This is a genomic window from Pseudomonas sp. NIBRBAC000502773, from assembly GCF_006517195.1.
Taxonomy (GTDB): domain Bacteria; phylum Pseudomonadota; class Gammaproteobacteria; order Pseudomonadales; family Pseudomonadaceae; genus Aquipseudomonas; species Aquipseudomonas marginalis.
Map to the genome: position 1 here is coordinate 3,525,758 of NZ_CP041189.1, position 22,252 is coordinate 3,548,009.

20 protein-coding genes are annotated in these 22,252 nt (G+C 61.8%); 12 read left to right on the forward strand and 8 right to left on the reverse strand.

Going from position 1 to position 22,252, the window contains the following annotated elements; translation table 11 throughout:
• Positions 1–120: 120 nt before the first annotated feature.
• The 6 genes from dibA to NIBR502773_RS16350 all read left to right on the forward strand — a co-directional run bounded on the left by dibA (position 121) and on the right by NIBR502773_RS16350 (position 6,295).
• Positions 121–2,031: a phosphodiesterase DibA gene (gene dibA / locus NIBR502773_RS16325; RefSeq protein WP_141156450.1), complete on the forward strand. Its 1,911-nt coding sequence runs from the start codon at positions 121–123 to the stop codon at positions 2,029–2,031.
• 238 nt (positions 2,032–2,269) lie between these two features.
• Positions 2,270–2,452: a sulfur starvation response protein OscA gene (gene oscA, locus NIBR502773_RS16330; RefSeq protein ID WP_003170956.1), complete on the forward strand. Its 183-nt coding sequence runs from the start codon at positions 2,270–2,272 to the stop codon at positions 2,450–2,452.
• A 66-nt stretch (positions 2,453–2,518) separates the two neighbouring features.
• On the forward strand, positions 2,519–3,529 hold the full coding sequence (locus NIBR502773_RS16335) for a sulfate ABC transporter substrate-binding protein (RefSeq protein WP_027607869.1): 1,011 nt from the start codon (positions 2,519–2,521) through the stop codon (positions 3,527–3,529).
• 77 nt (positions 3,530–3,606) lie between these two features.
• Entirely contained in the window at positions 3,607–4,425 is an 819-nt protein-coding gene (gene cysT / locus NIBR502773_RS16340; RefSeq protein WP_141156451.1) for a sulfate ABC transporter permease subunit CysT, read from the forward strand.
• A gap of 13 nt (positions 4,426–4,438) precedes the next feature.
• Positions 4,439–5,311, forward strand: coding sequence for a sulfate ABC transporter permease subunit CysW (gene cysW / locus NIBR502773_RS16345; RefSeq protein WP_065926322.1), 873 nt, complete (start codon positions 4,439–4,441; stop codon positions 5,309–5,311).
• A 3-nt stretch (positions 5,312–5,314) separates the two neighbouring features.
• Entirely contained in the window at positions 5,315–6,295 is a 981-nt protein-coding gene (locus NIBR502773_RS16350) for a sulfate/molybdate ABC transporter ATP-binding protein (protein WP_092490370.1), read from the forward strand.
• Between the two features lie 126 nt (positions 6,296–6,421).
• On the opposite strand, the gene NIBR502773_RS16355 is transcribed toward NIBR502773_RS16350, so the two are convergent.
• Positions 6,422–6,949: a DUF962 domain-containing protein gene (locus NIBR502773_RS16355; RefSeq protein WP_141156452.1), complete on the reverse strand. Its 528-nt coding sequence runs from the start codon at positions 6,947–6,949 to the stop codon at positions 6,422–6,424.
• Between the two features lie 83 nt (positions 6,950–7,032).
• On the opposite strand from NIBR502773_RS16355, the gene NIBR502773_RS16360 reads away from it, so the two are divergent.
• From NIBR502773_RS16360 to NIBR502773_RS16375, 3 genes are all read left to right on the forward strand, one after another.
• A complete protein-coding gene (locus NIBR502773_RS16360) occupies positions 7,033–7,719 on the forward strand; it encodes a Crp/Fnr family transcriptional regulator (protein ID WP_141156453.1) in 687 nt (228 codons plus the stop codon).
• 38 nt (positions 7,720–7,757) lie between these two features.
• Positions 7,758–8,123 carry a response regulator gene (locus NIBR502773_RS16365; protein WP_065926326.1) on the forward strand — a complete coding sequence of 122 codons (366 nt, stop codon included), beginning with the start codon at positions 7,758–7,760 and terminating at the stop codon, positions 8,121–8,123.
• A 255-nt stretch (positions 8,124–8,378) separates the two neighbouring features.
• Positions 8,379–9,341, forward strand: a complete 963-nt coding sequence (locus NIBR502773_RS16375) for a transposase (RefSeq protein ID WP_141155450.1) — start codon at positions 8,379–8,381, stop codon at positions 9,339–9,341.
• Positions 9,342–9,659: 318 nt separating this feature from the next.
• On the opposite strand, the gene NIBR502773_RS16380 is transcribed toward NIBR502773_RS16375, so the two are convergent.
• Entirely contained in the window at positions 9,660–10,664 is a 1,005-nt protein-coding gene (locus NIBR502773_RS16380) for an AraC family transcriptional regulator (protein WP_065926327.1), read from the reverse strand.
• A gap of 101 nt (positions 10,665–10,765) precedes the next feature.
• Here NIBR502773_RS16380 and NIBR502773_RS16385 point away from each other — a divergent pair, with 101 nt between their 5' ends.
• Complete coding sequence (locus tag NIBR502773_RS16385) at positions 10,766–11,845, forward strand: fatty acid desaturase (RefSeq protein ID WP_141156454.1); 1,080 nt, start codon at positions 10,766–10,768, stop codon at positions 11,843–11,845.
• Here NIBR502773_RS16385 and NIBR502773_RS16390 read toward each other — a convergent pair.
• Genes NIBR502773_RS16390 through NIBR502773_RS16400 form a run of 3 tightly spaced genes read right to left on the reverse strand, consistent with a single transcriptional unit; the run spans position 11,817 to position 15,848 of the window.
• Complete coding sequence (locus NIBR502773_RS16390; protein WP_141156455.1) at positions 11,817–13,427, reverse strand: arylsulfatase; 1,611 nt, start codon at positions 13,425–13,427, stop codon at positions 11,817–11,819. The genes NIBR502773_RS16385 and NIBR502773_RS16390 overlap by 29 nt on opposite strands.
• A 16-nt stretch (positions 13,428–13,443) precedes the next feature.
• Positions 13,444–14,259 carry an ABC transporter ATP-binding protein gene (locus NIBR502773_RS16395; protein WP_065941060.1) on the reverse strand — a complete coding sequence of 272 codons (816 nt, stop codon included), beginning with the start codon at positions 14,257–14,259 and terminating at the stop codon, positions 13,444–13,446.
• Positions 14,256–15,848 carry an ABC transporter permease gene (locus NIBR502773_RS16400; protein ID WP_065941061.1) on the reverse strand — a complete coding sequence of 531 codons (1,593 nt, stop codon included), beginning with the start codon at positions 15,846–15,848 and terminating at the stop codon, positions 14,256–14,258. Before NIBR502773_RS16400 ends, NIBR502773_RS16395 begins: the two co-directional genes overlap by 4 nt.
• Positions 15,849–16,136: 288 nt before the next feature.
• On the opposite strand from NIBR502773_RS16400, the gene NIBR502773_RS16405 reads away from it, so the two are divergent.
• Positions 16,137–17,138 carry an ABC transporter substrate-binding protein gene (locus NIBR502773_RS16405; RefSeq protein WP_115487840.1) on the forward strand — a complete coding sequence of 334 codons (1,002 nt, stop codon included), beginning with the start codon at positions 16,137–16,139 and terminating at the stop codon, positions 17,136–17,138.
• 53 nt (positions 17,139–17,191) lie between these two features.
• Here NIBR502773_RS16405 and NIBR502773_RS16410 read toward each other — a convergent pair whose 3' ends face one another.
• Complete coding sequence (locus tag NIBR502773_RS16410; RefSeq protein WP_065941063.1) at positions 17,192–18,112, reverse strand: LysR family transcriptional regulator; 921 nt, start codon at positions 18,110–18,112, stop codon at positions 17,192–17,194.
• 179 nt (positions 18,113–18,291) lie between these two features.
• Here NIBR502773_RS16410 and NIBR502773_RS16415 point away from each other — a divergent pair, with 179 nt between their 5' ends.
• Positions 18,292–19,197 carry a TauD/TfdA family dioxygenase gene (locus NIBR502773_RS16415; protein ID WP_065941064.1) on the forward strand — a complete coding sequence of 302 codons (906 nt, stop codon included), beginning with the start codon at positions 18,292–18,294 and terminating at the stop codon, positions 19,195–19,197.
• A gap of 273 nt (positions 19,198–19,470) precedes the next feature.
• Here the strand turns inward: NIBR502773_RS16415 and NIBR502773_RS16420 are convergent, their stop codons facing one another.
• A complete protein-coding gene (locus NIBR502773_RS16420; RefSeq protein ID WP_141156456.1) occupies positions 19,471–21,078 on the reverse strand; it encodes an alkaline phosphatase family protein in 1,608 nt (535 codons plus the stop codon).
• 100 nt (positions 21,079–21,178) lie between these two features.
• Positions 21,179–22,123: a LysR family transcriptional regulator gene (locus NIBR502773_RS16425; protein WP_065941066.1), complete on the reverse strand. Its 945-nt coding sequence runs from the start codon at positions 22,121–22,123 to the stop codon at positions 21,179–21,181.
• Positions 22,124–22,252: the final 129 nt, after the last annotated feature.

Sequence of the window (22,252 nt, forward strand, 5' to 3'; positions counted from 1 at the left end):
CACTAAGCCTACAGAGAAAACCAGCGGCCCTTTCAGATAAGACTTACGAGATGTTACATATCCTATAATCCCCATTCTTTGTAGGACGATTCTGGGCTTTTAGTAAGGATTACTGGGCATATGCTGTTTTCATACCGAGGAGCCCTGCGTGCTGGGCTGGTATACCTGCTGGCTTCGAGCGTCTGGATAGGCCTCACTCATCGGGTATTGATCGAGTTTCTCGATAATCCGACCGACCTGCACCAGTGGTTGCAGGTGCGCGGTTACGTGTGGGTGGCGCTCAGTGCCTGGTTGATCTACCTGATCTGTGCCCGATCTGCCCGGGCCGACCAGCAGCAACCCTTGAAAGAGAACCGCGAGCGCCTGCGCCAGGCTGCTGCCGTGTTCGATTGCACTCGCGAAGGGGTGTTGGTCACCGACGCCAAGGGCCTGATCGTGCATGTGAACCGGGCCTTCATGGAAATCACCGGCTACCAGTGCGAAGACGTCATGGGCCGGCAGCCGAGCCTGTTCAAGTCCGGTCGCCATTCGTCGAATTTCTATCAACAGATGTTCCAGACCCTGGAACACACCGGTGAATGGAGCGGTGAAATCTGGAATCGGCGCAAAAGCGGTGAGATTTATCCACAGTGGCAAACCATTCGCGTGATTCGCGATGACCTGGGCCATATCAGCCATTACGTCGCGGTGTTTTCCGACATCAGCGCCATCAAGGATTCCGAGCACGAACTGGCTCACCTGGCCCACCACGACCCGCTGACCGACCTGCCCAACCGCCTGCTGTTCACCGACCGCGCCGAGCAGGCGCTGGCCTCGGCGCAACTCCACAAGCGCGGCTGCGCCCTGCTGTTGCTGGACCTGGATCACTTCAAGATCATCAACGACAGCCTTGGCCATAATGTGGGCGACCAGTTGCTCAAACTGGTGGGCGAGCGGCTCAAGGCGCTGTTCGGCCCTGGCGTGACCCTGGCGCGCCTGGGCGGGGATGAGTTCGCGGTGCTCGCGGAAAACTGCTCACAGGTGGTGCAGGCGGCGGCTTTGGCACAGCGCATGCTGGATGTGATGAAGCAGCCGTTCATCTTTGACGGCCATCAGCTGTTTATCAGCGCCAGCATCGGCATCAGCCTGTTCCCCAATGATGCCCTGAGCGCCGAGCAATTGTTGCGCAACGCCGATTCCGCGCTCTTCAAGGCCAAAAGCGTGGGCCGCGAAGGCTACGCGTTGTACACCGAAGAACTCACCGCCCACGCGCAGAACCGGGTGGAAATCGCCAGCGAACTGCGCCGCGCCCTCGAACAACAGGAACTGCGCGTCTACTACCAGCCGGTGCACGACTTGCACACCAGCCGCCTGATCGGCGTCGAAGCACTGGTGCGCTGGCAACACCCTGAGCGTGGCCTGGTGCCGCCGGGTGATTTCATCCCCATCGCCGAACGCACCGGGTTGATTGCCGAGATCGATGGATGGGTGATGGACCAGGCCTGCCGACAGATGTGCCGATGGCTGGCCGACGGCGCGCCGCTGAGCTTTATTGCAATCAATGTATCCAGCCGCCTGTTTGCCCGGCGCGAACTCTACGATCAAGTCGCCCAGGTGCTGCACGCTACCGGCCTGGATCCGGCCTTCCTGGAGCTGGAAGTCACCGAAAGCGCGGTGATGGACGACCCCGAAGTGGCCCTGGAACAACTGCACCGCCTGCGCGAACTGGGCTTGCGCCTGGCCATCGATGACTTCGGCACCGGCTATTCCTCCCTGCTGCGCCTCAAGCGCCTGCCGGTGCAGAAACTCAAGATCGACCAGGGCTTTGTCGCCGGGCTGCCGTGGGACGAAGACGATGCCGCCATCGTGCGGGTGGTGATCGCCCTGGCGAAAAGCATGGGCATGCAGGTGCATGCCGAGGGGATCGAACAGATGGAGCAGGCGCGGTTCTTGTTGGAGCAGCACTGCGATATGGGCCAGGGGTACTGGTTTGGGCGGCCGATGCCGGCGCAGGCCATTGACTGGGACTGCGCCCCCGCCATCCAGGCTTGAAATGCATTCAAATGTGGGAGGGGGCTTGCTCCCTCCCACATTTGGATATTCACAAGGCGTTATTTCAGCGCTCGGTCGCAAAATAAGCGCGCAACCCCACGTCCTGCCAGAAAATTCTTTCTGGTTATATAAACATTCTTAAATAGTATTTTTAAGAATATCCGCGCTTATCTACTATCGCCCTACGCCGCAAGCAGTGCCGCCACTGCGAGGCACTATTCATTTCAGGAGCGAGACCATGAGCGCATCTCTACGTAGCGTCGACGGCCAGGACGAAGCAGCCATTTTGCGCGAGATCCAGAGCGCCTTGCGCGATCTGCGGTTTGGCGCGGTGGAAATCACTGTGCACAACGCTCAAGTGGTACAGATCGAACGCAAGGAAAAATTCCGTTTGCAGAACCCGGGTAACAAACCGAGCTAAGCAATAACGGCGATAGACCCCGTCACTATAAGAAAAAGCCAACACCCAGAATTTTCAGGAGCTTCTATGTCGTCGATTCGCCGTTATGCCCTGGCCGCCCTGGCCAGCGCCGTGTTTGCCGGTTCCGCGGTTGCCAAGGACTACGAGTTGCTCAACGTTTCGTACGATCCTACCCGTGAGCTGTACCAGGACTACAACGCTGAGTTCACCAACTTCTGGAAACAGTCCCACCCCGGCGACACCGTCAAGATCCAGCAATCCCACGGTGGATCGGGCAAGCAAGGCCGGGCGGTGATCGACGGCCTGCGCGCCGACGTGGTGACCCTGGCCCTGGCCGGTGACATCGACGAAATCGCCAAGCTGGGCAAGACCCTGCCGGAAAACTGGCAGACCCGCCTGCCGGATGCGAGCACGCCCTACACCTCAACCATCGTGTTCCTGGTGCGCAAGGGCAACCCTAAAGGCATCAAGGATTGGGGCGACCTGATCAAGAAAGACGTGTCGGTGATCACGCCTAACCCGAAAACCTCCGGCGGTGCGCGCTGGAACTTCCTTGCCGCCTGGGCCTACGGCCTGAAATCCGGTGGCAGCGAAGCCAAGGCTCAGGAATACGTCAAGGAGCTGTTCAAGCACGTGCCGATCCTCGACACCGGCGCGCGCGGCTCGACCATTACCTTCGTCAACAACGGTCAGGGCGACGTGTTGCTGGCCTGGGAAAACGAAGCCTTCCTGGCCCTGAAAGAAGACGGCGGCGCCGACAAGTTCGACATCGTCGTGCCGTCCCTGTCGATCCTCGCGGAGCCGCCGGTGGCCGTGGTCGACAAGAACGCCGAGAAAAAGGGCAACACCGAGATCGCCACTGAATACCTCAAGCACCTGTACAGCCCGGCTGGCCAGGAGATTGCGGCGAAGAACTTCTACCGCCCACGGGATGCAAAAGTGGCCGCCAAATACGCCCAGCAGTTCCCGAAACTGGACCTGGTGACTATCGACAAAGACTTCGGCGGCTGGAAAACTGCCCAGCCGAAATTCTTTAACGACGGTGGCGTGTTCGACCAGATCTACACGGCGCAGTAAGCCGAGCAACAACCCGCCCACAGAGCCCGCATTCACCTGCGGGTTTTGTGTGTCAGTTCCGCTAACCAAGGACTCTTATGTCGCGTCGTATTTCCCCCGTCATACCCGGCTTCGGGCTGACGCTGGGCTACACCGTGGTGTACCTCAGCCTGATCGTACTCATCCCCCTCGCGGCGATGTTCGTACACGCCGCTCAACTCACCTGGGATCAGTTCTGGAACATCATCTCCGCACCCCGTGTGCTGGCGGCGTTGAAGCTGAGCTTCAGCACCGCGCTGTACGCCGCCCTGATCAATGGCGTGATCGGCACGCTGCTGGCCTGGGTGCTGGTGCGCTACACCTTCCCCGGCCGCAAGATCATCGACGCGATGATCGATCTGCCGTTCGCCCTGCCCACCGCCGTGGCCGGTATTGCCCTGACTGCCCTGTACACGCCGAGCGGCCTGGTGGGCCAGTTCACCGCCGACCTGGGCTTCAAGATCGCCTACAGCCCCTTGGGCATCACCCTGGCGCTGACCTTCGTGACCCTGCCGTTCGTGGTGCGCACGGTGCAGCCGGTACTCGCCGATATCCCCCGGGAAATCGAAGAAGCCGCCGCCTGCCTGGGCGCCAAGCCGTTGCAGGTGTTCCGCTACATCCTCGTCCCCGCGCTGCTGCCCGCCTGGCTGACCGGCTTCGCCCTGGCGTTTGCCCGTGGCGTCGGTGAGTACGGCTCGGTGATTTTCATCGCCGGCAACATGCCGATGAAAACCGAGATCCTGCCGCTGCTGATCATGGTCAAGCTCGACCAGTACGACTACCGCGGCGCCACCTCCATTGGCGTACTGATGCTGGTGGTTTCCTTTGTCCTGCTGCTGCTGATCAACTTGTTGCAGCGGCGCATCGAACGTCCATAAGGAGGCGCGGAACATGTCCCAATCGTCTATTTCCGCGGCATCCTCGGCCAACGCAGCCCGCCGTGGCAGCGCTGTTTCCCGGCGCATCCTGATCAGCCTGGGCTGGCTGGTGTTCTTCCTGTTCCTGCTGCTGCCGCTGTTTATCGTGGTGTCCCAGGGCTTGAAGAACGGCCTCGGTGCGTTTTTCACCGCGATCCTTGAACCGGACGCGTTGTCCGCACTGAAACTCACGGTGATCGCCGTGCTGATTTCGGTGCCGCTCAACCTGGTATTCGGCGTCAGCGCGGCCTGGTGCGTGAGCAAGTACTCGTTCCGTGGCAAGAGCATCCTGGTGACGCTGATCGACCTGCCGTTCTCGGTCTCCCCGGTGATCGCCGGCCTGGTCTACGTGCTGATGTTCGGCGCCCAGGGCCTGTTTGGCCCGTGGTTGCAGGAGCATGACATCCAGATCGTGTTCGCCTTGCCCGGCATCGTGCTGGCGACCATCTTCGTCACCGTGCCGTTCGTCGCCCGCGAACTGATCCCGCTGATGCAGGAGCAGGGCACCCAGGAAGAAGAGGCCGCGCGCCTGCTGGGTGCCAATGGCTGGCAGATGTTCTGGCATGTCACCGTGCCGAATATCAAATGGGGCCTGATCTACGGCGTGGTGCTGTGTACCGCGCGGGCCATGGGGGAGTTCGGCGCGGTGTCGGTGGTGTCCGGCCATATTCGCGGCGTGACCAACACCTTGCCGCTGCACGTCGAGATTCTCTACAACGAATACAACCACGTTGCCGCGTTTGCGGTGGCGAGTCTGCTGCTGATCCTGGCGCTCTTCATCCTGCTGCTCAAGCAGTGGAGCGAGAACCGTATTAATCGCCTGCGCGCCAGTGCGGCTGAGGAATAAGTCATGTCGATCGAAGTCCGTAACGTCAGCAAGAACTTCAACGCCTTCAAGGCCCTGGACAGCATCAACCTGGATATCCAGAGTGGCGAGCTGGTGGCCTTGCTTGGGCCTTCCGGCTGCGGCAAGACCACCTTGCTGCGCATCATCGCCGGCCTGGAAACCCCGGATGACGGCAGCATCGTGTTCCACGGTGAAGACGTCTCCGGCCACGACGTGCGCGATCGCAACGTCGGTTTTGTGTTCCAGCACTACGCGCTGTTCCGCCACATGACCGTGTTCGACAACGTCGCCTTCGGCCTGCGCATGAAGCCGAAGAACCAGCGCCCGAGCGAAAGCCAGATTGCGGCCAAGGTTCACGAACTGCTGAACATGGTGCAGCTGGACTGGCTGGCCGACCGTTACCCGGAACAACTCTCCGGTGGCCAGCGCCAGCGTATCGCCCTGGCCCGCGCGTTGGCGGTCGAGCCGAAAGTGCTGCTGCTGGATGAACCCTTCGGCGCCCTCGATGCCAAGGTGCGTAAGGAACTGCGCCGCTGGCTGGCGCGCCTGCACGAAGACATCAACCTGACCTCGGTGTTCGTGACCCACGACCAGGAAGAGGCCATGGAAGTCGCCGACCGCATCGTGGTAATGAACAAGGGCGTGATCGAGCAGATCGGCTCACCGGGCGACGTCTACGAAAACCCGGCCAGCGATTTCGTCTACCACTTCCTCGGCGACTCCAACCGCCTGCACCTGGGTGAAGACAAGCACGTGCTGTTCCGCCCCCACGAAGTGTCGCTGTCGCGCCACGAACTGGAAGATCATCACGCGGCCGAGGTGCGTGATATTCGTCCATTGGGCGCGACCACGCGGGTCACCTTGAAGGTCGAAGGCCAGAGCGAGCTGATCGAAGCCGAAGTGGTGAAGGACCACGACAGCCTGACCGGCCTGGCCCGTGGCGAGACCCTGTTCTTCAAGCCCAAGGTCTGGCAAAAAGCCTGAGTTCACCGCAAAACCAACTCTGAAACTGGAACCAAATGTGGGAGGGGGCTTGCCCCCGATAGCAGTGGGTCAGCAGCAGATAAGCTGACTGAAACACCGCCATCGGGAGCAAGCCCCCTCCCACATTCAGACCTGTCTCGGCTTCAGATCGCGGCGAACCACCGGTCCCGAGCGCTCTTCGATCTGCTGCTTCAAACCCTTGCGCAGCCCCAGCAAAAACGCCACCTCCGCCACCACAAACAACGGCCCCACAATCAGCCCCGACACGTCGTCCACAAACGCCGGCTTCCTGCCCTCGTAGTAATGCCCGACAAACTGAATCACCCAGCCCACCACGAACATTCCCACCCCGCTGCTGAGCCACACCATCGTGCTCTGCGCCGCCAACACGTGCCCGACCCACACCGACAAGCCCATCAACACCGTCATCAGCACGCCCAGGGCCAGTTCAAGCCGCAGGTAAAACCACGCGGAAAACAGCGCCACTATCACTGCCGGGGAAAGCCACAGCCCGCCCACCGCCCATTCGGGGCGTGACAGCAGCACGGCCACGGCGACCACAATCAGCGGGATGCCAATGAAGTGGCTGGCGATATTGCGCGGGTCGCGGTGGTAGGCGGCGTATTGACTGAGGTGATCGACGAGGCTTTTCATTGTTGTTCCTCCTGTAGGATGCTTGATCATGCCCTGTCAGCCTGGGACTAACTGTCAGTTGGGCGACAATCTTCGGAGTTCTCATGGATGCGACGCAATGGCACGCCCGGTTGGCCGTCGGCCACTGGTTCAGTCACCTGCCCGTACCTTTCCAGCATAGTCTGCTGGCCCATGCGCGGCTGCGGCAGCTGACGGCGGGACAGTACCTGTTCACGCGCGGCGACCCGCCCTGCGGCTTGTATGCGGTGCTCGAGGGCACGTTGCGTGTCAGTGCGGTGAATGAGCACGGCAAGGAAGCGCTGTTGAGCCTGGTGGGGGCGCCCTACTGGTTCGGCGAGATCTGCCTGTTCGACGGCTTGCCGCGCACCCACGACGCCTGCGCCACGGGGGCGTGCACGCTGGTGCAGGTGCCGCAGCAGGCGCTGCTGAAGATCCTCGATGAATCCCCTTGCTACTGGCGCGACCTGGCGCTGCTGATGAGCCAGAAGCTGCGCCTGAGTTTTATCGGCCTCGAACAGCTCAGCCTGATGCCCGCTTCGGTGCGCCTGGCCCACCGGCTGTTGATGATTGTTGAGGGCTACGGCGACATGGCGCCTTCAAAACGCGTGCTGCAACTGCCCCAGGAAGACCTGGCGGCGATGTTGAGCCTGTCGCGCCAGACCACCAATGCCTTGCTCAAGGACCTGCAAGCCCAGGGCATCGTGCGCCTGGGCTACGGCGAGATCGAAATCCTCGATGCACAGCGGCTACGAGAGGCGGCGCACACCTGAGGGTGTTAGCCTGCAAACCTGATTAATCGAGGTGTGTTATGCGTGTGCTGTTAGTGGAACATGAATCCGAAGAGGCACAGCGGATGGCCCGGGGCTTGAACGAGGCCGGCTACACCGTGGAAGTCGCGGCCAACGGCATGGCCGCGCAGCGCTTTGTCGAAAGCGCCGAATACGACCTGGTGATCCTGGATGTGATGTTGCCTGGCCTGAATGCCTGGAAGCTGCAGCAGGCGATCCGGCAGAAGGGTGAGACACCGGTGTTGTTTCTGACCACACCGGGCGGGATTGAAGATCGCCTGCGCGGTCTGGAGTTGCATGAGGATGATTACCTGCTCAAGCCGTTTGAGGCCAAGGGGTTGGTGATGCGAGTCAGGAAACTGTTGCGGCGCGATCGGGGTCGCTGATTGATCCCGTCACTACTGTAGTGCCTGAAAGATTGCCATCGGGAGCAAGCCCCCTTGTATGTTTAGACTTGAAGGGGTGGGTGGGACTAAAAGCCCGATTCTGACTCTAACCAGTACAGACCGTGGGAGACTTCGTCCCACCCCTTCTACCCAAAAGCGCCAATAAGGAATTCATCGGCAAGGCCGACGATAGAGACAAGTCAGCGCAACGGTAGACCCCAACAAGCTCTTAAACCCTAGCTCCGAGGATTCGTCATGACAATCCTTACTTCGCAAACGGTCGTGGGTGTTGATGTGGCCAAGGCTGAGGTGCTCGTCTATCGTGCCGATCTGCAAACCACACAAGCCATCCCCAATAATCGAACAGCACTCAAACGCTGGCTCAAGACGCTGCCCGCCCAAAGTGGCATTGCCGTCGAGGCCACCAATATTTACCACTTGGACACGGTTGAGTTGGCCCATGAGTTGGGTCATCAGGTCTACGTCGTGGACGGTTATCGCTTGAGTCATTACCGTCGCGGTGTCGGCCAACGAGCTAAAAATGATCCGTGCGATGCTCGTCTTCTAGCTCGGTACCTGGCGCATGAACAGGGTGGATTACGCGCTTGGAGCCCGCCACCCAAGGCTTACAAGGCCCTGCAAAGTCTGCTTCATCGACGGGCAGCACTGATCAAGGCGCGCGTCAGTCTGGCTCAGAGCTGGGCCGATGAGCCGCGCCTGGAAGAGGAGCTGAAATGTCTGATGGAGACGTTTAAGCACTCGGATTTGGCCATTCAAAAAAAGCTGCGCGACCTGAGCAAAGAGGCTGGAGTCGCCGAAAATATTGAGCGTTGCAAGGCCATTGAAGGCGTCGGAGTACTGACGGCAACCGGATTTGCGACGGCTTTTTTGCGTGGCGAGTTTAAGGATAGCAATGCCTTCATCGCTTTTTTGGGCATGGACTTGAGGGTCGATGACTCGGGAAAAAAGACGGGGAGTCGCAGTCTGACCAAGAAAGGGGATCCGGAAATACGGCGTCTGGCCCACAACTCGGCCATGGCTGCCTGTCGTTCAGCGACCTGGAAACCATTTTATGAAGGGTACCTGGCCAGAGGATTCAAGAAGACTCAGGCCTTGGTAATTCTTGCCCGAAAACTCGCACGGGTGGCGTTCGCCCTGATGAAAAACCAGAGCGAATACCAACCGAATCGGCCGTTGCAGGGTTGTCCTGCAACATAGAATCTCCCACAGGAGAACGCATTTCAAATGTGGGGGCTTGCCCCCGATGATCATAGGTATCTACACAACTCGGGCTCAACACTGAACGCCCGGCAGATAGGGCTGTTGTGGTGAGCGGGCTTGTCCCGCGCTGGGCTGCTTAGCAGCCCCAGTAAAGAAGAACGCGGTGTATCAGACACTCTGTAGAGGCTGGTTTTGGGGCTGCTACGCAGTCCAGCGCGGGACAAGCCCGCTCGCCACAGTGAGATTTGTCAGGGGCTGAAAAGTTGTGTAGATACCCATGCCCCGATGAGGCCTTCAGCCTCCCCACACATCCCCCTACCGCAACCCATCCCGAAACTGCCCCGGCGTCATCCCCGTCCAGCGCTTGAACGCCCGATTAAAGCTGCTGGTATCGGCAAATCCCAACAGATGGCTGACCTCGGCCAATGAACACTGTGGATCACGCAAGTGGAGCAACGCCAAGTTCTGGCGACACTCATTGAGCAACGCATCAAACCGACACCCCTCATCCGCCAGATGCCGCTGCAGACTGCGCAGGCTCAAGTGCAGCGCCTGGGCAATCCGCTCGGCACTCGGCTCGCCATCGGGCAGTTGGGCCTCGATGGCTGCGCGCACCTTGCGTTCCCAGGTCAGCGGTTGCAGTTGCGCCAGGGTGCGTTTGAGCACGGTTTCGTTGTGTTCGGCCAGTTCCGGGTTGGCGTCGTCCAGGTGGCTGTCGAAATCGCTGGCGGCGAATTCGAGGCGGTCTTCCTCGGCGCCGAAAAATACCGGTGCGCGGAACACCGTGTGCCAGGGCTTGGGGTCGGCGGGTTGCGGCCGCCGCAGGTAAACCGCCAGCGGCGCATAGTCGCGGCCCAGGCGATTGCGGCACGTGCGCACATAGATCGCGGCAAATGCATCGATAGCTTCCAGCGCCGGCGCCGGGCTGCCCGGCGGTTGCAGCAGGCGAAAGCGGTAGCGCTCGCCATCGCCGCTGAGTTCCAGGCTCAGGGCATCACTGACCACCTGGTGATACCGCACGATGCGCTCGAACACCTCGCGCAGGCTGCCACTCGCCACCAGCGCATAACCCAGCGCATGAAAGGTGGTCGGGCTGACAAACCGCGACACCCGCAACCCGATGGCCGGATCGCCGCTGGCCTGCACCGCCAGTTCCCACAGGCGCGTGGTGGCCGACAGCGGGTAACGCGCATTGGGGTCGTCCATCTGCTGCGGATCGAGCCCGGCCTGGGCGCACAGCGCGGCGCTGTCGAGGCCCAGGGCATCGAGCTGCTTGCGCAGGGCGCGGGTCCAGCTGGCGAGGGAAGTGGGTTCGGTCATGGCGATTGGCGCTTGCGGTCAACAGGTTGGCGTGTGGGGCTAGCGTCCTGCGCGGGGCACGGGTGCAGGATGTAACCCTCAATAACCAAGAGGATGGGAGCATGGACGGTACTTCTGCAAGTCCCCAGCAGATGAACGCGCAACAGCGTTCGGCGCATATCCGTGAGGTGGTGCTCGCCGAAGGCGTGCGCTTGCGCCGCCGGCACCCGTGGTTGCAGCATCAGGACGCCCTGGGCGCGGGCATCCTGGCCTTTGCCCTGCTCGGCATGATCGGCTCGGCGGCGCTCTATATCAGCGGTCACATGGCCTGGTGGGCCTGCCTGCTGCTCAATGCGTTCCTGGCCTCACTGACCCACGAGCTGGAACACGACCTGATCCACAGCATGTACTTTCGCAAACAGCGCGTGCCCCACAACCTGATGATGGGCCTGGTGTGGCTGGCGCGGCCGAGCACCATCAACCCGTGGATCCGTCGCCACCTGCACCTCAATCACCACAAGGTCTCCGGCACCGAGACCGATATGGAGGAACGTGCGATCACCAACGGCGAGCCCTGGGGCCTGGCGCGGTTGCTGATGGTGGGCGATAACGTGATGTCGGCGTTTATCCGCATGCTGCGCGCCAGGACCTGGGGCCATAAACTCAAGATCCTCAAGCGCTCGCTGCTGGTCTACGCACCTTTGGCGCTGCTGCATTGGGGCGCGTGGTATATCTTCCTCGGCTTCCATGCCGCCAACGGCATCGCCAGCCTGCTGGGCACCCCGATCGACTGGTCCACCGGCACCTTGCAGATGATGCAGGTGATCGACATCGCCGCCGTGGTAATCATCGGCCCCAATGTGCTGCGCACCTTTTGCCTGCACTTTGTCAGCTCCAACATGCACTACTACGGCGATGTGGAGCCGGGCAATGTGATCCAGCAAACCCAAGTGTTGAACCCGTGGTGGCTGTGGCCGTTGCAGGCGTTCTGCTTCAACTTCGGCAGCACCCACGGGATTCACCATTTTGTGGTGAAGGAGCCGTTCTACATCCGCCAGATGACGGCCAAGGTGGCGCATAAGGTCATGGCCGAGATGGGCGTGCGTTTCAATGATTTCGGCACATTTGCGCGGGCCAATCGGCTCGAGCCCATGGCGTCGCCCCAGGCCCGGCTCAATCCGGCTGAAACGGCGACGCGCTGAGCACCACGCCGGTTTCGTCCATATACTGCTGCCAGTGGCCGATTAACGTGGCGAGTTTGTCCGAATGACTCAAGGCCAGGTCGTGGATTTCTCCAGGGTCCTGGCCCAGGTCATACAGCTGCCAGGTCGCCGGGCCCACGGGGCCGGGGATGTACACGGCTTTCCACTGGCCCTGGCGAATCGCGCGGCGGCCGAACAGTTCCCAGCCGGTTACGGTGTTGTCGTCGTGCACCTGGGCGGTCTCGCCGGAGAGGAAGCCCAACCAGGACTTGCCCCGCAGCGGCGCCACCGGCTTGCCACGCCATTGTTTGCCCGGATGACGCACGCCGGCCAGGTCGAGGATGGTCGGCGTGATGTCCATCACCGTGCCGAACCCATGGCTGATACGACCTTTGAGCGACAACTGCGGATAGTGCACCAGCGCCGGCACGCGAATCCCGCCCTCGGTGGTGAACGCCTTGAACAAGCGTGACGGCGCCGTCGCCACCTGCGCCCACGACGGGCCATACCAGACGTAGGAGTTGGCGCGGCCGATATTGTCCAGGCTGTTGTCGTAATGCTGGTTGAGGTAAGTGAGCAACTGCGGCCCGAACTTAGGGAACGCCTCCAACAGCGCACCTTCGGCGCCGTTGTCGGACATGAACACAATGAACGTATTGTCCAACTGTCCCTGCTGGCGCAGGTAATCCACCACTCGGCCGATGTTCCAGTCCATGCGCTCGACCATCGCCGCATACACCTCCATGGCCCGCGCCGACACCTGGCGCTGATCGTCGCTCAAGGCGGCCCACTGGGTGTTCAGCTCGATCAACGGATGGGGTTCGACATTGGCGTCGATCAGCCCCAATGCCTTGAGTTTTTCCAGGCGTTCCAGGCGCAGCACTTCGGGGCCGGCGTCGTAGCGGCCACGGTACTTTTCGACGATGTCCGCAGGCGCCTGCAACGGCCAGTGCGGCGCGGAAAACGGCAGGTAGGCGAAGAACGGCCGGGCCTGGTCGCGCTCCTTGAGGTAGTGCAGCAGCTTGTCGCCGAAGGCATCGGAGGAATAGAAGTCCTTTGGCAATTGCTCCACGAACCGGTCGTCTTCGATGTACAGCGCCGGGGTGGATTTGAGCAGGCCCGGGGTGTCGTCGTTATAGGTCGGTTCGAAGCCGTAGTGGTTGGCCGCCCCCGGCAGCAGCGAGAACGAACGCTCGAAACCGCGGGCGTGGGGCGCCAGTTCGGCGGTCAGGCCCAAGTGCCACTTGCCGCTCATCAATGTCTGGTAACCGGCTTCGCGCAGCAACTCCGGCAGTGCCACCACCTTGTCATTCAAGTAGCCCTCGTAGCCGGGCTTGCCGATCAGCTCCGGGGTCAGTGCCTCGGCCATGGTGCCGATACCGGCGATATGGTGGTCGGTGCCGGTGAGCAGCATCGAGCGGGTAGGCGAGCACGTCGGGGCGGTGTGGAAGTCGGTCAGGCGCAGGCCGTTCAGGGCGAGTGCGTCCAGGTGCGGCGTGGAAATTTCCCCGCCAAACGCACCGAGGTCGGAGAAGCCCATGTCATCGGCCAGGATCACGAGAAAATTGGGACGTTGCGGCATCAAGGCACTCCTTTTTTCAGCAGGCAATAAAGGCCAATGGCAGATCGCGGATCTGTTCGCGCACCGGCGGCTGGTAGTGGCCATCGTTGGTCAATTCATGCAGCAGTTCTTCGCGCAGTTGATGGAATTCAAAACTGCTGCGCTGACGTGGATGTGGCAGGGCGACGTCCACCACCTGCTTGATCCGCCCCGGCCGGGGCTCCATTACCACCACGCGGTCGGCGAGGAAAATCGCTTCCTCCACATCGTGGGTCACCAATACCGTGGTGATTTTGGCGCGGGCGCGGATCGCCAGGAGTTCGTCCTGCATCTGCTGGCGGGTCAGGGCGTCGAGGGCGCCAAAGGGTTCATCCAGCAGCAGGATGCGCGGGCTGGCCACCAGGCCGCGGGCAATCGCCACCCGTTGCGCCATGCCGCCGGACAGTTGGTGCGGATAGGCGCGGGTGAAGTCGGTGAGGCCGACCAGCTCGATAAAATCGCTGATGCGTCGATTGCGCTCTGCTTCGCTCAGTGGCTCGTTGACCAGGCCCAGGCCGATGTTTTCCGCCACGGTGAGCCAGGGGAACAGACGATGCTCCTGGAACACGATGCCGCGCTCGCCGCCAATGCCGCTCACGGCCTTACCGTCGACGCGGATCTCGCCGCGAAACTGCGTATCCAGCCCCACCAGCAAACGCAGCAGGGTGGATTTGCCGCAGCCGCTGGAGCCGACAATCGCAACGAATTCGCCTTCGGCAATCTCCAGGTTGAATTCGCGGATGGCCTCCAGCTCGAAGCCGTCGACGTCGAAGGTCTTGCCCACATGGTTGAAGCTGACGATAGGTGCGTTCATGCGTGTCTCCAGCGGGTGGCGCGGGTTTCGATGCGCTGGCCGATCAGGTTGAGGGCCGCGCCGGTAAGGCCGACCAGGAGCATGCCGCTCATGATCAGGTCCATGCGCAGCAGTTGTTGGGCGCCGATCATCAGGCTGCCGATACCGCCGTTGGACGGCATGAAATATTCCGCACCGATGGTGCCCAGCCAGGCGTAGATCAGGCTCAGGCGCAGGCCGGCGAAAATCCCGGCTGCGGCGCCTGGCAGTACCAGGCGTCGCAGCCGTTGGAACAGATTCAGGCGCAACACCTGCGCCGCTTCGTTGAGCTGTGGCGACAGATTCAGCACGCTGCGTTGAGTGGCGATAAACAACGGGAAGAAGGCGGCGAGGGCGATAAACACCCACTTGGCCAACTCACCCAGGCCAAACCAGGCAGTGAGCAATGGCACCCAGGCGAAAATCGCGATCTGGCGCAAGGCGCTCAGGGTCGGCCCGAGTACCCGCTCACTGCGCCGTGACAGTCCGAGCCACAGGCCCATGGCAAAGCCAACACCGCCACCGAGCAGCAAGCCGCCCAGGCTTCGCCCCAGGCTGGTGCCCAGTGCACCGCTGAGGTTGCCATCCACCACACCGGCGACGGTGGTGTGCAGCACCACCCAAGGGCTGACCAGAATGTTCGGGTCGACCCAGCCTTGTTGCGTCGCGACCTGCCACAGCGCCAGCAACAGCAGGGGCAGCAACCACGGTTGCAGGCGCTGCCAGCCTTGATAGCGCGGGCCGCGACGAATCTGCGCCGTGGCAGGATGGGGCCAGTGCACCCATTTGCGGTCCAGCCAGCCAATGCCACGGTCCATCACCACGCCGAATACGCCGATGACCACGATGCACACGAAGACGATATCGAGCATGAACAGCTGGCGCGCCCACACCATCAGGTAGCCGATGCCTTCGCTGGAGGCCAGCAACTCCACCGCCAGCAGCGAGGTCCACCCGGCCGCCAGGGCCAGGCGTACGCCGGCCATAAAGGCGGGCAGCGCGGCAGGCAGGATCAGGCGCCGGATCAACAGGTGCGTGGGCAGGCGCAGCACGCGGGCGGCTTCACGCAACTGGGGTTGGGCGTCGCGCACGCCCACCAGGGTATGCAGGGTCACGGGCACCACGATCGCCTTCACCAGCACCACCAGTTTCAGGGTTTCGCCAATGCCGAAGAACACCATGAACAGTGGAATCCAGGCCAGGGTCGGTACCTGCGACAACGCGCTGAACGTCGGAAACACCAGGCGCTCGGCGCGCGCGCTGAAACCCAGCACCGCCCCCAGCAGCGCCCCGGCGCCAATGCCCGCCAGCAACCCCCAGAACAGGCGTTGCAGGCTGATCGCCAGGTGGCTCCACAGCTCGCCGCCGGCCAGTTCCACGGCGCTGCTCCACACCAGGGACGGTGGCGGCAGGATCTGCTCGCTCATCCAGTGATTGCGGCTGGCCAGCCACCACAGCGCAAACAGCGTCACCGGCAGCAACCATGGCAACAGCCGTTCACTGCGCAGCGGCCAACGTGGCGTGGCGCCGGGAGCCGCGAGCGGGAGGCTCAAAAGTGAGATTCGGGCCATGGAGGACCTCCGTTGTCGCCAAGGGCGTTATGTGATTTCGATCTTATAAAAATGTAATCAAGATGATTGAGGGATAAGAAAAGCCATTTAAAGCCTCGCTCCGGCACGCATCCAATGCATTCGAAGAATATTTTCGATGCTATTCATGCATAGCCCTCTGGAGCCTGCGTTTCCCTTCGTATAGTTCTAAAAGCTATTAAATTGTGAATTTATAGTATTTAAAGTTTTGATCAGGTTATGCCTACTTTCTGCTCCCCAGGCGACCCTCGCCCACAAGGAGCTGCGCTTATGAAACTGCCATTCAAACGTCTGATCACCCTGGTCGCAGGCACCGCACTGGCGGGCCTGGTACAGGCTGCCGACCTCAAGGAAATCCGCATCGCCGTGCCCGACCTCAGCGCAGGCAGCCAGCACAGCGGCGGGGGCATAACGGACGTGCTGCGCGAGCAGCAGATCTTCGAAAAAGCCTTTGCCGACCAAGGCATCAAGATCCAGTGGAATTACTTCAAGGGCGCCGGCCCTGTGATCAACGAAGCCTTCGCCAACGGGCAGGTGGACCTGGCGTACCTGGGCGACCTGGCGGCGATCATCGGCCGCTCCAATGGCCTGGAGACGCGCCTGCTCAGTGCCACCGCACGGGACATCAAGCAGTACCTCGGCGTGGTGCCGGGTTCTGGCATCAAGACCTTGCAGGACCTCAAGGGCAAGCGCGTCGCGGTGTTCCGTGGCACGGCCAGCCAGTTGTCGTTCGACAGTGCATTGGCCAGCCAGGGCTTGAGTGAGAAGGACTTCAAAGTCATCAGCCTGGACTACAACGCCGCCAATGCCGCGTTGGCCGCCAAGCAGATCGACGCCACCTGGGGCGGTTCGAACCTGACGGCGTTACAAGCCAAGGGGCTGGCTGAAATACCGCTGACCACCAAGGACCTCGGTGGCGCCGGCAGCATCCAGGCGGTGCTGGTGGGCAGCAAACAGTTTGTCGACGAGCACCCCGACGCCGTCGCCAAGCTGCTCAAGGCCCAGCAGCAGGCGGTGCACTGGTTGACCGATGACAACAACAAGCAAGCCTACATTGCGCTGGTGTCCGGGCTGGCCAGTTACCCGCCGGTGATCCTCACCAATGACTTGAAAGACCAGACCCTCAGCGAGATTTTCCCGTCGACCCTGGACCCGGTGTTCCTGGCTAAATTGCAGGGTTCGGTGGACCTGGCTTCCAAGGAGAAGCTGATTCGCAAGCCGTTCCAGGTGAGTGACTGGGTGGCGCCGAATCTGTCGGCGGCGGGGCTTTGAGTCGGGTGGTGCCTGGGCTATCGCCATCGGGGGCTTGCCCCCGATGAGGCCCTTCAAACCGCCACGCTCACCTCCTGCCTGTCCACCTCCACCAGCGTCTCGATCATCGCCTTCGCCGCCGGCGACAACCGCGAACCGGTGCGGCTGACAATCCCGCAGCGGGCGCTCATGGTCTCCATGTTCTGCGGCAGGTTGCGCCAGTGCAGCAGCTTCAGCGTGCCCTGGGCGATGTCTTCGGCGAATGCCTCCTCGGTGCCGACGCCGATGGCATTGGACTGCAGCACGATCTTCACCAGCGCCGGGAAATGTTCGGTCTGGATGCTCGGGGAAAAATCCATGCGCCCGCTCAGGTTCGCCAACAGTTTGCGAATGCCCTGTGAGATCAGCGGCGCCGCCAGCGGGTAGTCGAACATGTCGTTGGTCGACAGGCTGTCCTTGGCCAGCAACGGGTGCCCCGGTCGGCAAAAAAATACCCCGCGCTTGGGGGTCAGCGCGCGGGTCTGGAAATTCGGGTCGGCTTCGAATTGGCGGATGTCGGCAATAAAGAATTCGATCTCTTCACGGCTCAGGGCACGGCTGAGTTTTTCCCAGTTATCCACCTGGAAACTGGTGCGGATTTTCGGGTGGGCGCTGATAAAGCGCGCCACCGCATCCGGCACCAGTTTCACCGCCGGTGCCGGTCCGCAGCCAAAGCGCAGGTCGCCGGCGTCGAGCTTGGTCATGCGCGTCACTTCACTGCTCAGCAAGGCGGCGCCGTGCACCAGGGACAGGGCATGTTGCAGCACCACTTGGCCCTCCGGCGTGGGGCGCAGGTCCTTGTGGCCACGGTCGACCAACACGCAGCCGAACTCCTGTTCCAGCCCCTGGATGCTGCGGCTGAACGCCGGTTGGGTGATGCCCATGGCGTCCGCCGCACGCACGAAACTGCGGTGTTCGTTGAGGGCGATGAAGTAGCGCAGTTGGCGAAGATCCATATGCTTTCCCTGCATCTTAAAAATAGGTCGAAGGCATTTGCGACCACGGGAGCAGAGGTTTTAAATGCAAGCTCTTATTCCGTCAATGAAGCATTGGTTCATTTGCTAGACCTAAATTGCATATGGATAGAGCGTTGTCGGAAAGCGTCCCCATCAGCAGGCACAAGAGGGTCACCACCATGAGCAACGCCGCATTAGCTGTTCAACCCGTCGCCCAGGCGCTGGATATTCACCCGGTCGCCGGCCGCATCGGCGCCGAGATTCGCGGTATCACACTGTCCGGCGATCTGGATGCCGCCACGGTCGAAGCCATCCAGCAGGCGCTGGTGCAGTACAAGGTGATCTTCTTTCGCGAGCAGACTCACCTCGATGACCAGAGCCAGGAAGCCTTTGCCCATCTGCTCGGCGAGCCGATTGCCCACCCGACGGTGCCGGTGCGCGACGGCACGCGCTTCCTCATGGAGCTGGACGGCACCCGTGGCCAGCGGGCCAATTCCTGGCACACCGACGTGACCTTCGTCGACGCCTACCCGAAAGCCTCGGTGCTGCGTTCGGTACTGGCGCCCAAGTCCGGTGGCGACACGGTCTGGGCCAACACCTCGAGCGCCTACAACGACCTCAGCGTCGAACTGCGCGCCCTGGCGGATAACTTGTGGGCAGTGCACAGCAACGAATACGACTACGCCGCGCTCAAGCCGGATGTGTCGGCCGAGCGGCTTGAGGCATACCGCAAGGTGTTCACCTCGACGGTATACGAAACCGAGCACCCGGTGGTGCGCGTGCATCCGGTCAGTGGCGAGAAAACCCTGTTGCTGGGGCACTTCGTCAAGCGCCTGAAAGGTTATTCCCAGGCGGACTCGACCCAGCTGTTCAACCTGCTGCAAAGCCACGTCACCCGCCTGGAAAACACCGTGCGCTGGCGCTGGAACACTGGCGACGTGGCGATCTGGGACAACCGCGCCACCCAGCATTACGCCGTGGACGACTACGGCACCCAGGAACGCATCGTGCGCCGGGTGACGCTCAAGGGCGATGTGCCGGTGGGCGTGCACGGGCAGCGCAGCCAGACCACCAAAGGTCTCTGATGTGGGAGGGGGCAAGCCCTGATGCCAGTCAGTCAATGGCGAACACCGTACCTGTGGTGAGCGGGCTTGTCGAATCGTCGCACCGCCCGCGTTGGGCTGCGAAGCAGCCCCAGAACCAGGCGCAGAGGATTGCCTGATACACCGCATTCGTCTTCATCAGGGGCGCTTCGCACCCCGACGCGGGACAAGCCCGCTCACCACAGAGGTACCCGTTTGCTGCGCGACAACGCTACTTCGAAGAGGTAGTGGGGCCCCCAACATTCGATGTGTGGTTTACCACACGCCGATTTGCACCACCTTCTCCGCCTCCGGCTCACCATACCGAAACCGTTGGCCACGCAGATCGATCTCTGCGTGGCTGATGGTGGTGCGCCGCTTCAGCCCGCGCAGCCATTCGAACAGATACCCCAAATGGGTTTCGCGCACTTCGGCATAGGCCGGGTCGTTGCCCAGGTCGTGCAGTTCCTGCGGGTCGTTTTCCAGGTCGAACAGCTGTGGGCGGAAGCCGTCGTACGCCAGGTATTTCCAGCGTTCGCTGCGCACCATGGTCATCCGGCAACGGTCGATGGGTTGCGCCAGGCGTTCGCGGGCCGGGGCCTGGAAGGCGTAGTCGTACTCGGCGATGGCGTAGCGGCGCCAGCTGGTTTCCTGGCCGTGCAGCAGCGGGATCAGCGAGCGGCCTTCCAGGCGATGCTCGGCCGCTGGCAAACCCAGGGCGTCGAGGAAGGTCGGCAGCGCATCGATGGTTTCCACCAGACGCGCGTCCACCGTGCCACGGCGGGTATCGGCGGCGGCGCGTGGGTCGCGCACGATCAGCGGAATGCCCACCGCAGGTTCCAGCAGAAATTCTTTTTCGCCGAGGAAGTGATCGCCGAGGAAATCGCCGTGGTCGCTGGTGAACACGATCAGGGTGTCGTCCCAACGGCCGTTGCCTTGCAGGAAATCGAACAGGCGCCCGAGTTGGTCGTCGACCTGTTTGATCAAGCCCATGTAGGTGGGAATCACCGTGAGCCGCACCTCGTCACGGGAAAAGTTCAGGCTCTCCTGGTGCTGGCGGAACGCCTGGTACACCGGGTGATCGCTGGTCTCCCCTGGCTGGATCGGTGCCTGGATATGCTCGGCGCCATACAGCGCGTGATAGGGCGCCGGTGCGATGTAGGGCCAGTGTGGCTTGATATAGGACAGGTGCAGGCACCACGGTTGTTCGGCCTGCTCACGGATAAAGTCGATGGCGCGGTCGGTGGTGTAGACGGTTTCCGAATGTTCCTCGGCCACGCGCGCGGGGCGGCCTGCATTGCGCATGTGCCAACCGCTGAGCACTTCGCCGTTTTCACCGGCTGCCGCATTGGCCCATTCGTGCCACGGGTTGGCGCCACTGTAGCCTTGCTCGCGCAGGTAATGGGTGTAGGGCGCGGACTCGCGTTTATCCTCGAACAGCGGGCTGTCGGGGTAGATGCCGTCGTGACGCAGGTACGCCTCGAAGCCGACCTCGTTCAACGGCTCGGCCTGCTTGCTGTCAGGGTCGATGTTCAGGCGTTGCAAGGCGTCCACATTGGGCGTGGCGTGGGTCTTGCCGACCAGCGCCGTGCGGATGCCGTGGGGGCGCAGGTAGTCGCCGAGGGTCAGTTCTTCCAGGGGCAACGGCACTGCGTTCCACGCCACCTGGTGGCTGCTGACGTAGCGCCCGGTATAGGCCGACATGCGCGAGGGCCCGCAGATGGTGCCCTGGGTGTAGGCGCGGCTGAAGCGCACACCGGCGGCGGCCAGGCGATCGATGTTCGGCGTGTGCAAGTGGGCGTGGCCGTAGCACGACAGGTAATCGCGGCGCAGTTGGTCGCACATGATGTACAGCACGTTGCGCACGGGTTGGGGGTGGGACATGGGGCTTCACCAGACGGAGGACAGGTGAGGTTTTTCGCCGTTCGGGCAGGGGGCTGGCAAGTGCATTTGGGGACTGGGTTTGATGCAGTGAATGCATGGCCTAGACCGCGACGTTCTCCAGCGCGCACACCTCTTCATCCAACTCATCGATCTGCTTGATCTGTTCGATCATCGCTTCCGCCAGCGGCGACAAGCGATACCCCGCACGGCTGACGATGCCGTAGCGGGTGTAACGCTCCTCCAGATCCTCCGCCAGGCCCTCGATCGTCAAGCACACCAGTTCGCCCCGGGCCATGTGCAGCACATCGCTGTTGGCGCTGACGATGCCGATGGCGTCGGAGCGCAGCACCACGCCCATCAGGCTATAGCCGTTCTCGCATTCGACATTGGGCAGGAAATCGGGCCGGCCGCTGAGGTCGACGATGACCTTGCGCAGGTTGGGCGGGCGGATGGTCACGGCCAGTGGGTAACTCATCAGCTCGGCGGCGCTTACGCTGCCACGCCCGGCCAGCGGGTGGCCGGCGCGGCAGCAGAAATACCAGCGGCGCGGGCGCAGACGGTGAGTGTGATAGTCAGGGTTGGCTTCGAAGTGGCGGGTGTCGGCGACGAAAAACTCGAACTCTTCACTGAGCAGACGTTTGCTCAGGCTTTGCCAGTCGTCCACCTGGTACTGCACCCGTGCCTTGGGGTAGCGCCCGATAAAACTGCCGATGGCGCGGGGGATCAGGCCGCCGGCCGGTGCCGGGCCGCAACCGAAGCGCAATTCTCCCGCCTCCAGGCCATTGAACTGGCTGATCTCATTGGCCAACTGCTGCGCACCGCTGACCAGGCGCCGGGCATGCTCCAGCAATACCTGGCCTTGTTTGGTCGGCGCCAGGTCTTTGCGGCCACGGTCAATCAGCTGGCAACCGGCGCTGTGTTCCAGGGCCTGGATACTGCGACTGAACGCCGATTGCGACAGGTTCACCGTCAACGCGGCGGCGACAAAACTGCGTTGTTCGGCAAGGGCGATGAAGTGACGAAGCTGGCGCAAATCGATATGCATTTTTCACATCAAAAATATCCGGGAAATGCATTGGCTATGCATTAGGTCGACTCCTTATAAAGGCTATCTCTTATGCAGTAAATGTTCGTAAAAACATAAATAAATAACCTAAAGGAATATCTCTCGATG